General features: G+C 70.8%; 11 protein-coding genes. 7 read left to right on the top strand and 4 right to left on the bottom strand.

Annotated features, from left to right (window positions below):
- The first annotated feature begins 77 nt into the window (after positions 1 to 77).
- The 4 genes from OG819_RS44430 to OG819_RS44415 all read left to right on the top strand — a co-directional run bounded on the left by OG819_RS44430 (position 78) and on the right by OG819_RS44415 (position 6,604).
- Entirely contained in the window at positions 78 to 521 is a 444-nt protein-coding gene (locus OG819_RS44430) for an SRPBCC family protein (RefSeq protein ID WP_054230290.1), read from the top strand.
- 184 nt (positions 522 to 705) lie between these two features.
- A complete protein-coding gene (locus OG819_RS44425) occupies positions 706 to 3,096 on the top strand; it encodes an MFS transporter (RefSeq protein ID WP_266655076.1) in 2,391 nt (796 codons plus the stop codon).
- 158 nt (positions 3,097 to 3,254) lie between these two features.
- Positions 3,255 to 5,771: a SpoIIE family protein phosphatase gene (locus OG819_RS44420; RefSeq protein ID WP_266655070.1), complete on the top strand. Its 2,517-nt coding sequence runs from the start codon at positions 3,255 to 3,257 to the stop codon at positions 5,769 to 5,771.
- Positions 5,772 to 5,875: 104 nt separating this feature from the next.
- Positions 5,876 to 6,604, top strand: a complete 729-nt coding sequence (locus tag OG819_RS44415; RefSeq protein WP_266655068.1) for a class I SAM-dependent methyltransferase — start codon at positions 5,876 to 5,878, stop codon at positions 6,602 to 6,604.
- Between the two features lie 68 nt (positions 6,605 to 6,672).
- Here the strand turns inward: OG819_RS44415 and OG819_RS44410 are convergent, their stop codons facing one another.
- From OG819_RS44410 to OG819_RS44395, 4 genes are all read right to left on the bottom strand, one after another.
- On the bottom strand, positions 6,673 to 7,371 hold the full coding sequence (locus OG819_RS44410; protein ID WP_266655066.1) for a hypothetical protein: 699 nt from the start codon (positions 7,369 to 7,371) through the stop codon (positions 6,673 to 6,675).
- A gap of 64 nt (positions 7,372 to 7,435) precedes the next feature.
- Positions 7,436 to 9,349, bottom strand: coding sequence for a hypothetical protein (locus tag OG819_RS44405; protein ID WP_266655064.1), 1,914 nt, complete (start codon positions 9,347 to 9,349; stop codon positions 7,436 to 7,438).
- 81 nt (positions 9,350 to 9,430) lie between these two features.
- Positions 9,431 to 9,649 (bottom strand): hypothetical protein, encoded by a 219-nt coding sequence (locus tag OG819_RS44400; protein WP_054230284.1) that lies wholly within the window; start codon positions 9,647 to 9,649, stop codon positions 9,431 to 9,433.
- A 108-nt stretch (positions 9,650 to 9,757) separates the two neighbouring features.
- Complete coding sequence (locus tag OG819_RS44395) at positions 9,758 to 9,976, bottom strand: hypothetical protein (protein ID WP_067362861.1); 219 nt, start codon at positions 9,974 to 9,976, stop codon at positions 9,758 to 9,760.
- A gap of 227 nt (positions 9,977 to 10,203) precedes the next feature.
- Between OG819_RS44395 and OG819_RS44390 the strand changes: the two genes are divergently transcribed.
- The 3 genes from OG819_RS44390 to OG819_RS44375 all read left to right on the top strand — a co-directional run bounded on the left by OG819_RS44390 (position 10,204) and on the right by OG819_RS44375 (position 12,432).
- Complete coding sequence (locus OG819_RS44390; protein ID WP_266630784.1) at positions 10,204 to 10,599, top strand: helix-turn-helix transcriptional regulator; 396 nt, start codon at positions 10,204 to 10,206, stop codon at positions 10,597 to 10,599.
- A 485-nt stretch (positions 10,600 to 11,084) separates the two neighbouring features.
- Entirely contained in the window at positions 11,085 to 11,345 is a 261-nt protein-coding gene (locus OG819_RS44385; RefSeq protein ID WP_266428462.1) for a hypothetical protein, read from the top strand.
- A 253-nt stretch (positions 11,346 to 11,598) separates the two neighbouring features.
- Entirely contained in the window at positions 11,599 to 12,432 is an 834-nt protein-coding gene (locus OG819_RS44375) for a M55 family metallopeptidase (RefSeq protein WP_266630786.1), read from the top strand.
- Positions 12,433 to 12,462 lie beyond the last annotated feature (30 nt).

The following is a 12,462-nucleotide window of genomic DNA, read 5'->3' as shown; positions in this document are numbered from 1 at the left end:
CCCCGATTTGGGGGGTCGGGCCGCCTGGTGGTTGGCTTGCCGCACACCCCGAGTCACCAAGTGCTGGAGGAAGTGCAATGGCGCAGGTCGAGGCCACGACGGAGCGGGTCATCGCGGCGGACGCGGAGGCGGTGTTCGACGCCCTGGCCGACTACAGCGGCACGCGCGCGAAGCTGCTGCCCGAGCACTTCAGCGAGTACGAGGTGCGCGAGGGCGGCGACGGCGAGGGCACCCTCGTCCACTGGAAGCTCCAGGCCACCAGCAAGCGCGTGCGCGACTGCCTGCTCGAGGTCACCGAGCCCACCGACGGTGAGCTCGTCGAGAAGGACCGCAACTCCTCCATGGTCACCACCTGGCGGGTCACCCCGGCCGGCGAGGGCAAGTCCCGCGTCGTCGTCACCACCGTCTGGGACGGCGCGGGCGGCATCGGCGGCTTCTTCGAGAAGACCTTCGCGCCCAAGGGCCTCGGCAGGATCTACGACCTGGTGCTCGACAAGCTCGCCACCGAGACGCAGAAGTAGCCCGGGCACACGCCTCTTTGACGGCCGCTTGGCCCAAGAGGCAACTCTCCGGGGCGCGTTGCCACCCTCACCGGTTCGAGTGGAACTCCTCGCGACGCGGCGGTACGCCGTAACTCGTCGCGCTTGCTCACAGTTGTCGCGATAAGCGGGAATTGTGCGGTGGGCGCGACGAGGGGAGCGGTACGTGGGCGGGATCACTCTGGTGCAGGACGAGCCGGCTGCCGCGCCCCCGCGGCACTCCCCTCCACCCGCCCCCGGGACCGCACGGCTGAGCCCGCGTCGGGTGCGGCTGGTCTTCGTCGGGCTCATGTCCGCGCTGCTGCTCGCCGCCCTCGACCAGATGATCGTGGCCACCGCGCTCCCGAAGATCGTCGGTGAGCTGCACGGCCTGGACAGAATGTCCTGGGCGATCACCGCCTATCTGCTCACCTCCACCGTTGGACTCCCCGTCTACGGCAAGCTCGGCGACCTCTTCGGACGCAAGGGCGTCTTCCAGTTCGCGATCGTCGTCTTCGTGGCCGGTTCGGCATGCTCGGGGCGCGCCCAGAGCATGGACCAGCTGATCGCCTTCCGGGCGATCCAGGGCGTCGGTGCGGGCGGCCTCATGATCGGCGTACAGGCGATCATCGCGGACATCGTGCCGCCCCGCGAGCGCGGCCGCTTCATGGGCCTGATCGGTGCCGCCTTCGGCCTCGCCTCGGTCGCCGGGCCCCTCCTGGGCGGCTACTTCACCGACCACATCTCCTGGCGTTGGTGCTTCTACATCAACGTGCCCTTCGGCCTGCTCACCCTGGCCGTCGTCACCGTCGTGCTGAAGCTGCCCAGGCCGACCGCGCGCGGACGTGTGGACGTACTCGGTGTGCTGCTGCTGGCCGCCGCGTCGACCTGCCTCGTCCTGCTGACCAGCTGGGGCGGCACCGAGTACGCCTGGGGCTCACGGGTCATCATGGGGCTCGGCGCGGGCGCGCTCGTCGCGACCGTCCTCTTCTTCGTCGCCGAGCGCTTCGCCACCGAACCCCTCATCCCGCCACGGCTGTTCAGGGACGGCGTCTTCAACATCACCGCACTGGTGGGGCTCGTCATCGGCGTCGCCCTCTTCGGGGCGGCCAGTTATCTGCCGACCTTCCTGCAGATGGTCGACGGGGCCAGCGCCACCGAGTCCGGACTCCTGATGCTCCCCATGATGGGCGGCATCGTCGGCGCCTCCGTCGTCTGCGGACAGCTCATCAGCCGCACCGGCCGCTACAAGATCTATCCGGTCCTCGGCAGCGCCCTGTCGGCGCTCGGCATGTGGCTGCTGTCCCGGCTCGAAGTCGACACGCCCCGCCTGCAGTACAGCATCTGGATGGCCGTCCTCGGCGCGGGCATCGGCATGGTGATGCCGGTCCTGGTCCTCGCCGTGCAGAACTCCGTGCGCCCCGCCGACCTCGGCACCGCGACCAGCGCCAACAACTACTTCCGGCAGATCGGCGGCAGCGTCGGCGCCGCCATCTTCGGCACGCTGTTCGCCCACCGGCTCTCGGACGCGCTCGCCGACCGCCTGCCCGCGCACACGGGCACCGGCCTGCCGGACCCCGATTCCATCACCCCGCAACTCGTCCACTCCCTGCCCGGGGCCCTGCGCGACGACTACATCCGTGCCTACGCGGACGCCATGCCGCGGATCTTCCTCTACCTCGTCCCCGTGCTCGTCCTGGGCCTACTGATCGCCTGCTTCCTCAAGGAGAAACCGCTGGTGTCCCACAACGCCCCCACCGCCGACCCGGCAACCGCACCGGTGAACGCCCCGATCCCGCAGGCCCGTTCGTCCTACGCCGCGGGAATCCCCGTCTGCGGCACCGTGCAGCACCCCGACGGGACCGTCGTGCCGCGCGCCGCGCTCACCCTCATCGACATCGCCGGACAGCAGATCGGACGGGGCGCCAGCGGCGAGGACGGGCGGTACGCGCTGTCCACGCCCGGATCGGGGTCGTACGTCCTGATCGCCGCGGCCGGCGGCCACCAGCCGCAGGCCGTCTCGGTGACGATCGGCGAGCGCCCTGTGGAACTGGACGTCGTCCTCGGCGGCGCCGGACGCCTCGCCGGCAGCGTGCTGACCGCGGACGGCACTCCCGTGCGCGACGCCACCGTCACGCTCACCAACGTCCACGGGGAGGTCGTGGCCACCACCCGCAGCGGACGCGAAGGCGGCTATGTCATCACGGAGCTGGTGGCGGGCGAGTACACCCTCGCCGCCAGTGCGCCCGCGTTCCGCCCGGCCGCCCTCCCCGTCAGCGTGCAGGCCTCCCGCGAGACCCGCCAGGACGTAGAACTCGCGGGCGGCGCCGTCCTGCGCGGCACCGTGCGGGCAGGCGGCGGCCGACCCGTCGAGGACGCGCGTGTGACGCTCCTGGACGCCGCGGGCAACGTGGTGGACACACTCACCACCCGCGCGGACGGGACGTTCCGGTTCGTCGACCTCTCCTCCGGTGAGTACACCGTCATCGCGGCGGGCTACCCGCCAGTGGCCACCGTGCTCCAAGTGGCCGGTGGGGGGCGCACGGAGCGGGATCTGCAGCTCGGCCACGAAGACTGAACGGCCGCCGCGGGAACCTTCCCGGAGGCGGCCGTGCGCCGGAGCCGCCCCCTGGGAAGGTCAATTCCCGTATTGCCACACATCGCGACGGGCCGCAGCCGTACGGTAGTGAAGGCGGCACAGATCTTGCGGAGCCGTGGGGAGAAGGGGCCTCGGCCATGGAGAGCGGCACAGCAAGCGGCACGGAAAGTGGCACCGAAGTGGGCGCACCTCTCAGCCGCGGAGCTGGGAACGGCGTGGTGGAACACACCGACGCCGGACGTATCCCGCTGGCCGTGGTCGTCGTCGACCGCGACGGACTGGTGTCCCACTGGAGCACGGGCGCCCGGCGACAGTTCGGCGTACCCAAGGAGGACGCGGTGGGCCGCCCCGCCGTCGACCTGCTCCCCGTCGCCGGTGCGCTCCCCGAAGAGGACGAGACCGCGCCCTACGGGGCGTACGCGGCGTACGACGGACTCGGCCCAGGCCTGGAGTCCTCCATCGACGGACGGTTCTCCTACCCGGCCGCCGGGCGCGCCCGGCTCACCGTGCCCGAGCGGGATCGCGTGGACGTCCTGTGGTGGGCGTACCCGCTGATCGGCCCCGGACCGGAGCGGCTGCTCGTGCTCGCCGCCGACGCGGACGCGCTGCGCCACGAGGACGAAGAGCTGGCGATCGAGCGGATCGCGCCCGGCTTCGCGCTGCACACCGACTTCCCCGGCGCCGAGGAACTGGCCCGCAGACTGCCCGAGATCCTGCCCAGCATGAGCGTGGGCGAGGGTGCCCGTATCGTCTCCCAGGTACTCGAACTGGGTTACCCCGTCCTGGAGTTCAGCCAGAGCGACCGGGTCCCGGTGACTCCCGACTGGGGTGTGCCCCGGCGCGCCGAACGCAAGGCACGCCGTGAGCGCGCGGCGCGCGCGACGGCCATGGGCGAGCCCCTGCCGCAGGAGCTCCAGGACGAGGAGGGCGAGGACCTCGAGTACGTCGCCGTCCGCGAACGCCTGGAGTTCCTCAACGAGGTCAGCGGGCGCATAGGCACCTCGCTCGACCTCGCGCAGACGATCCTCGAAGTCAGCCGGGCCGTGGTGCCGCGCTTCACGGACGTGGCGGGCACCTATCTGCGCGAACAGGTCATCGCCGGTGAGGGCTTCCCCGACGGTGTGCCCGACACGACCACCATGTGGCACCGCGTCGCCATCGAGCACACCGACGAGCCGGGCCGCTGGGACGACGTCGTGCCGGTCGGCGAGGCCATGCCGTTCCCCGCGCACACACCGTTCTTCCAGTGCATGACCACCGGCGATCCCGTCCTCGTGCCGCGTATCAGCGAGCAGATGGGGCACATGATCGCCGCGCAGTTCGAGAAGCGCGACATCAGGCCGCTGATCACCAACCGCTCGATGCTGGTCGTGCCCCTGAAGGCCCGCAACGTGGTCCTCGGGTTCATGATCCTGCTGCGTCACCCCGAGCGCGTCGAGTTCAACGACATGGACCGGGTCACCGGCGCCGAACTCGCGGCCCGTGCGGGCCTCGTCCTCGACAACGCGCGCATGTACACCTACCAGGAGAGCGTCGCCGAGACCCTCCAGGACAGCATGCTGCCGCACATCGCGCCCCGCATGGCCGGCTGTGACATCGCCACCCGCTATCTGCCCGGCACCCTGTTGGGACGCGTCGGCGGCGACTGGTTCGACTCGGTGAAGCTGCCCGGCTCCCGCACCGCCCTCGTTGTCGGCGACGTGATGGGCCACGGCCTCAACTCCGCCGCGATGATGGGCCAGTTGCGTACGGCGGTACAGACGATGGCGGCGCTCGACCTGCCGCCCGCCCAACTCCTGCGCAGCCTCGACGATCTGGCCCAGCGGCTCGGCGAGCACTACCTCGCGACCTGTCTGTACGCGGTCTACGACCCCATCGCCGGCGAGCTGCGGATCGCCAACGCGGGCCACATCCCGCCCGTCCTGGTCCGTGCCGCGGACGGCCACAGCGAGCTGCTGGACCTGCCGACCGGCGCGCCCATCGGGGTCGGCGGCGTGCCCTTCGAGGCGGTACGTGTGCCGGTGGCGCCCGGCGACCGGCTCGTGATGTGCACCGACGGACTGGTCGAGGTGCGCGGCGAGGACATCGGCGTCGGCCTCGCCACGCTCTGCGAGTCCGCCGCCCACCCGGCCGCGTCCATGGACGACGCCTGCGACACGATCATCCGTGCCCTCAACACCCGCGGCGGCCGCAAGGACGACGTGGCGCTGCTGATGGCCCGGCTGGGCGGCATCGAACCCGAGGACGTCGCCGAGTGGCGGCTCTCACTCGACCCGGTCGAGGCCGGCCGGGCCCGCGCCGTGGTCCGCGAACAGCTCCACGACTGGGGCCTGGCCCGGCTGGCCGACCCCGCCGAGTCGATGGTCAGCGAGCTGGTGACCAACGCCGTACGGCACGCGCACAGCCGCCACATCGAACTGCGGCTCGTGCGCGGCGACACCCTGATGTGCGAGGTCGCCGACGACGACCACACCCTGCCGACGCTGCTCAGCGCGGGCCCCGACGACGAGTCCGGCCGGGGTCTGCGTGTCGTGAGCACGCTGGCCCGCGAGTGGGGCGCGAGCCGCACCAGCGCCGGCAAGACCGTGTGGTTCGAACTGACCCTGCCGAGGCGCCGACCCGGGGCGCGTATCGGCGTACACGGATCGAAATGAACCGCGCGGGAATGTGCCTCATGCTTGTCGCCGCACGCCGGGCGCGATAGACCGATCTCGCCCGCCACCCTCGGCGGGCCACGGTGGCGACCTGGGGAGCGGGCATGAGCGTGACACGTCGGTACAGGGAGGCCTGGGAGGGCTTCTGGCGCGAGGCTCCCGAGGAGCAGGGAGCCGTCTTCTGGGATGCGGACCCCGCACTGACCGCCGGCGTCCATCTCGCCCTCTTCGAGCCGTACCTGTCGGCTCACGATCTGCCGGTCGTGGACCTGGGCTGCGGCAACGGCACCCAGACCCGCTTTCTGGCCGACCGCTTCCGGCATGTGCTCGGCGCCGACCTCGCGCCCGCCGCGCTCGAGCACGCCCGTCTCGCCGATCCCGCGGGCCAGGCGACGTACCGGCTGCTCGACGCGGCCGAGAAGACCGAGGCACAGACCCTGCACGCGGAGCTGGGTGACGCCAACGTCTATATGCGGGGTGTGCTCCACCAGTGCGAGCCGGACGACCGCCAGCCGCTGGTGGACGGTCTCGCCACCCTGGTGGGGGAGCGCGGCCGGGTCTTTCTCGTGGAACTCTCCGAAGCCGCCCGGCCGGTCCTGATGGGCCTGGCCCAGAGCTCGGACGGACCGCCGGCCAAGCTGGCCCCCGTCTTCCGGCACGGCATCGCGCCCGGTGAGGTGTCCGACGACGCGGTCCCCGACTACCTTCGCGCAGCGGGCCTGACCGTCCTCGCGAGCGGTGAACTGCCGCTGGTGACCACCGAGTTCACGCCCGACGGCGGGCGGATCGAGCTGCCGTCGAAGTGGCTGGTGGCAGGGCGCACGGCCGGCTGAGCCAGGCGCGCGGGTACGGCGTCACCTGCCGGTCGGTGACGCCGTACCCCTTCACGGTGGCCGTTGGGTCAGTGGCCGGGCCAGCCGTCCAGGTGACGGTGGACCGCGACGGCGGGCGCGTCCGGGGCCTTCGGCGCGCCTGCCACCGCGTCGTGCAGGACGTCGGTGACCTCCGCGGCCAGTGAATCGACCTTCGTCTTGAGGTCGGTGGCCGGGATCTTGGACCGGGTCAGGTCGTCCAGCCTGCGGTGGATGTCGGTGAGCTTGCGCTGCGCGGTGGCGTCCAGGGTGAACGGACGGGCGGTGGACACCACGAACTGGTAGGCACCGGCGAGGGTTTGGCAGCCGTCGCAGTGCTCGTTGGCCGCGTCGCTGAGGTTCACCGCGTTCAGGTGGGTGTTCTGGCCCGCCAGCGTGACGATCTGGAAGGACAGCGCGACCGACCGGCAGTGCGCGTCGACCGAGCAGCCGACGGAGGCCGCGTTGGCCTGGTTGCGCACGCCCACGGCTTTCGCCGTGCCGAGCTGCCGCACGGTGAAAGAGTCCTTGACCTGGGTCGGATGCGCCCGGTCGGCGTGACTGAAGGTGTGGTCCTCCGCGACGGCATGCCGGGCGACGGCGCCCGCCGCCGCGGTCGCGGCCTGGGCCGGGACGGCGGTGGCGATACCGGCCGCGCCGGCCGCGAACAGGCCTATGCGCATGGCTCGTTGGGAGAGGCTCCGGCCGACTGGGCGAGGCTTGCGGTGCGTGTTCGGATGGGTACTCACATGGGTCTCCTGCGGTCGTGGTTCGTCGGGACGACGGCCACCGGGCGGTGATCGCCGAGGGCGGTCACGGGGTGGCCGGGCTCGGTGCGCCGGTCGCGCTGACGGATTCGGTCGGCGTCGGCGGATCCGTCGTGGGCGCCGGTGCGGACGACGGGGCGGACGGCGACGATGCGGGCGGCTCGGACGGACCGGCGGGCGGACCGGCCGAGGCGGAACCCGTCGTGCCCGGACCGCCGGCCGGTGTGGTGGGCTTCTTGGACGGGGAGGCGCCGGGTGACGTGGAGGCCGAGGCGTCCGGGCTTGGCGAGGACGACACGCTCGGCGTGGTGGTGGCCGTGGAGCCGGGGGACGCGGCACCGGACGGCTGGGCCGCCGAGGTGTCGGACGGGGACGTGTGCGGCCGGGGCACGCTGGCGTGCCGGGCGGGCGGCTCGGCCGTGGACACGCCGGGCTGGAGGATCGGCGCGATCGGCGGACGCTTCGGCAGCGGCTCCGGTGTCACACCGGACACCCACGCGTAGCTCAGCGTGCCGAGGCCCAGCAGTGCCAGCGCGCACAGCCCCACCCGTAGCGTGGGCTTGTCCGCCGTCGAGCGTTTCGCGGCGCGGAAGACCCGGCCGCCCAGCTTGAGCGACAGATAGATCACGCCGACCATCGGGCACAGCAGCATGAAGCAGCCGATGACGCCCATCAGGGCCGCGGCGACCTGACCGCCCGCGAAGGCGTCCCCGGTTCCCACGACCTGGTCGGTGAGCGAGCGGACCATCGTCGCGACGATCCGCGGCAGGTTCCACAGCGCGTACCCGAGCTCGCCGATCAGCAGCGGGACCATGGTGAGGACCCAGGTGGTGATGATGGTCCGGGACGACTTCTTGAGCCCGACGACCTCGGCGCGCGCCGCCTTGCCGCGCCGGCCCGGCACCGTGCTGAGCAGAATCGGTTTGATCTTGCCGTAGAGGTCCGGGACGCCGGCCAGGTCACCCAGGATGTAGTAGCCGTCCAGCCGGACGGCCGGCATCAGCTGCTCCAGGATCTCGAAGTGCCCGAGATAGACCGCGGCCAGGAAGAACTGCTGCCCGGTGGCGAAGTACGCGCCCGCCATCCCGAGCATGAACACGACGTTGAAGTACACCCCGCCCAGGTCGGTACGGAGCCGTCCGGCCCGGCCGATCCGGTAGATGTCCGTCACGTCGGTGTACATGGACGGCCAGATGAGGAAGAGTCCGCAGCCGATGCAGCCCGGCCGTGCGCCCCCGTATCTGCACGCCGAGGCGTGGCCGAACTCGTGGAAGACCAGCGAGGCCACGGTGAGCGCGAACACGACGAGCATCAGGAGCGGCTGGTCGAGGACCTGGAGCACGGGTTCCACCGCGCCGAAGAAGCCGAACAGCCAGACGTCCATGGCCACGGCCGCCGCCAGCATCAGCACGACCACCGTGGGGCGGTGCAGCCAGGCCAGCGAGCGGGCGATCCGGCCGGCCCTGCGCTCGTTGAAGATGATCCGGTGCCCCTTGAGGGCGAGGAGCAGGTCGGAGCGCGGCGCGGAGACCTCGTCCTCCCCCTTGCCCTCCGGCACGGTGACGCCGAGCGGGTCGAGTTTCTCCTCGACCAGGAAACGCACGTTGTCGGCGCTGAGCTCACGGCCGTAGCGGGCGCTGACCCGGTGCGAGATGGTCTCGATGTCGTTCACGCCGTCGATCGCGGAGGCGACCAGGTACAGCAGCCGTGACAGCTGCACGACCTGGCCGTCTCCGCGGCGCGCGATGTACTTCGGCTCGGTGAAACCCGAACCCTGGTACTCCCCGTGCAGTTTGAGCCCGGAGCTCAGCCGAGGCACCGGCAGCGCCTCGACGCCGGCGCCGAAGACCGGCAGGCTTCCCGTGGCGAACTGCTCGTAGGTGACCGGGATTCCTCCCGGTCCCGGCACCGGCGACCCGGTGTCGTACAGCAACGTGGGCCCGTCCCCCAGCGCCGTCATTTCTGGTCCTTCCCCCCCCAAGGGCGGACCGCGCCCGCCCCCGGGCGCGGTCCGCCGAACTGCCGTTGTGCGCGGCGGGTGTTACTGCGTGACGTTGATCGCCTGGTTGGCGCTGGACTCGGCCACCGACCAGCTGGAGTGGTCGTTCAGGGCGGCCGACTCGTTGTGGGCGCTGATGTTGGCGACGTGCTTGGTCACGTTGGTCGTACGGCCGAAGCTGAACTTCAGGCGGCCCAGGGCCTCGCGGCCGGGGAGCAGCTCGGCGGACTCGGACTGCAGCTCGTTCATGTCCATGCTCATGGGATGTCCTTTCGGGACGTGGTTCGTTGATGCGGGTGTGGTGATGGCACAGAGGCGGATGCGGGCGAGCATCCGGTGACGCGGAGGCGGGCGAGCCTCCGGTGCCGGTTACTGGTGGACGTTGATGGCCTGTGAGGCGCCCGAGGACGCGTCCGACCAGCTGGAGTGGTCGTTCAGGGCGGCCGACTGGTTGGAGGCGTCGATGTTGGCGACGTGCTTGGTCACGTTGACGGTCTTGCCGAAGCTGAACTTCAGCCGACCGAGGGCCTCGCGACCCGGCAGCAGCTCGGCGGTCTCGGTGTCGAGCTCACGGTTGTCCATCATGATCAATTCCCCCTCAGGGATGGGCATTTCCGATCGGACAGAGGCTGGTTCCCCCCAAGCTCTGTCCAATCTGGTCGGACGTGCTGTCCAACGAGATTGGACAGTAGTCGCCTCGAAGCTCGCCGCGCAAGCGGTTCGGGGAAAGACTTCTGGGGCCGGAGCGAAGCCCCCCGTAGAATCGATCCCGCTTGGAAGAGTTCCGCCCGGCGGCGAGCAGGAAGTGACCATCGGTGGCCAACGCACTGCAGCAGATCATCAGAGATCGCCTCGACCGCGAAGGCTGGTCCTACGGCGAGGTGGCACGTCGGGGCGGCATTCCGCGCTCCACGGTCCACCACCTGGCCACGGCCGAGCGGGTGGTGCGCATGCCCCAGCCCAGCACGCTCGAAGGACTGTCCAAGGGGCTTGGACTGTCGTTGGACACCGTGCGGAGGGCCGCCGCGGAGGCGTGCGGGATCCATGTCTACGCGGCCGACGCCCCGCCCGCCGAAGGCAGGCCCGGCACACCCGCCGACCCCGAGGTCGACCTGCTCATCGCCAGCGTCCAGCAACTCTCGGCCGACGACCGCCGCCATGTCGCCGCCCTGGTCGAATCCCTGCTGGGCCGCGACGCGCGACGCGGCTAGGACCTGCCGGGGAGTGATACCGGGTGGCGGTGGACAGTGGCCGTCGGTCCGTCGGTGAGGAGCGCAGGGGTTGCCCGGAGCCGGTGGGCACCGGCGCCGCCCGGCCGGTGCGATGCGTGGCGTGTGTCCGCGTCTACGGCGGTGGCTCGCATTCGGGTGATGGGGGACGGTGTGGTGCCGTAGGGCTGGGTGGACTTGGGTGGCGGTGGTGTTCCGTGGGTGTGCGTCGGATGTCGGATGGCCTCGTCAAGGGGACGCTGACCTCGGTTCGGTCCGTACGGTCGCTTCGCCGAAGGCGCCCTATGGGCTTTGGCCCCGGTCAACGGCCGTACGGCGAAGACGCCCGTCCGAGTGCTCCGGTTCCGCTTTCCGGGGTTCCCGGTAAAAGAATCCAGAACGGCCGAAACCCCCAAGATCCGCAGATAGTCTCTCGTTCTGCTCGGGGCACGTGAGCCGCACGACCCCTGTGTCACCCAGGGGGACATGTGCTGTTCGTGCACGGAGGACCCACCACCGCCGTGGTCCGGGGCAGTACGGGCGAGTCCGTCGTCCTCCTCTCCGGTGAGCTGCCCGACATACTGACCGAGAGTGCACTCGGCGAACTTCTCGACCTCGCGGCGGCCGTCCTCGACGAGGAGGAGCTGAAACTCTTCCGGCGCTGCCTCGACGCCCTCGTCCGGGGCGAGGGCGGTACCCCGCGCCGCATCGAACTCGACGGTGTCGTACTGACCGTTTTCGAGGACTGATCCGGACAGGCCTTGGTTCTCTGAGTCGCATGAGGTTCTGGAACGAGAACGCCACCCCGCGGATCACCGCTCGCGGCCGCGCCAAGACCACCGCCTTCTTCGACGGCCTGGAACCCTGACGAGGCCCGTCGGCGCCGGTCGGGGCGGGTCGGGCTGGTGACGTCCGTGGACGGCCTCCTGGCCCGGCCGTGCGTCGCCACGTAACGTGACACGACATGGAGACAGCCGCTGACCTGTGCCGGAAGGGTGTGTCGTGAAGATCCTCATCAGCGCCGACATGGAGGGCGCCACCGGGGTGACCTGGCCCGCCGACGTGTTGCCGGGGACACCGCAGTGGGAACGCTGCCGGTCGATGTTCACCTCGGACGTCAACGCCGCCGTCCTCGGCTTCTTCGACGGCGGGGCCGACCAGGTGCTGATCAACGAGGCCCACTGGTCCATGCGGAACCTGCTGCTGGAGCGGCTCGACGAGCGGGCCGAGCTGCTCATCGGACGGCACAAGACGCTGTCCATGGTGGAGGGCGTGCAGCACGGCGACATCGACGGGATCGCCTTCGTCGGCTACCACACGGGCGCCGGCACGGAGGGCGTCCTCGCACACACCTACCTCGCCAACTCCATCACCGGCGTGTGGGTGAACGACGTACGCGCCAGCGAGGGACTGCTCAACTCGCATGTCGTCGCCGAGTTCGGGGTACCCGTCGTGCTTGTCACCGGCGACGACCTGACCTGCGAGGACGCGCTCGGCTACGCACCCGAGGCACTCAAGGTCGCCGTCAAGGACCATGTGTCGCGGTACGCGGCGGTCTGCCGTACGCCCGCGAGGACCGCCGCCGACATCCGGGCCGCGGCCAAGGAGGCGGCCGCCCTGGCGGTACGTCAGGAACCGCTCGTGGGAGGCCCGTTCACCGTGGCGCTCGAATTCGACGCCGAGCACCTGTCGATGGCGGCCACCGTCGTGCCGGGCGTGCGGCGCATCGGAGAGCGGAAGGTGGCGTACACCAACGACACCATGTACGAGGGGATTCGCACCTTCAAGGCGGTCACCACGATCGTCTCGGCCGCGGTGGAGGAGCAGTATGGCTGACCAGAGGGTCACGAGCGAGCGGGCTGTGGA

It is taken from the genome of Streptomyces sp. NBC_01549 (genome assembly GCF_026339955.1).
Classification (GTDB): Bacteria; Actinomycetota; Actinomycetes; order Streptomycetales; family Streptomycetaceae; genus Streptomyces.
This window is presented reverse-complemented; position numbering and strand designations above follow the sequence as displayed.

What these genes read in the sequence shown, in the direction of transcription:
- OG819_RS44430 (WP_054230290.1), top strand. Translation starts at nt 78, where the DNA reads ATGGCGCAGGTCGAGGCCACGACGGAGCGGGTCATCGCGGCGGACGCG.
- OG819_RS44420 (WP_266655070.1), top strand. Translation starts at nt 3,255, where the DNA reads ATGGAGAGCGGCACAGCAAGCGGCACGGAAAGTGGCACCGAAGTGGGC.
- OG819_RS44415 (WP_266655068.1), top strand. Translation starts at nt 5,876, where the DNA reads ATGAGCGTGACACGTCGGTACAGGGAGGCCTGGGAGGGCTTCTGGCGC.
- OG819_RS44405 (WP_266655064.1), bottom strand. Translation starts at nt 9,349, where the DNA reads ATGACGGCGCTGGGGGACGGGCCCACGTTGCTGTACGACACCGGGTCG.
- OG819_RS44400 (WP_054230284.1), bottom strand. Translation starts at nt 9,649, where the DNA reads ATGAGCATGGACATGAACGAGCTGCAGTCCGAGTCCGCCGAGCTGCTC.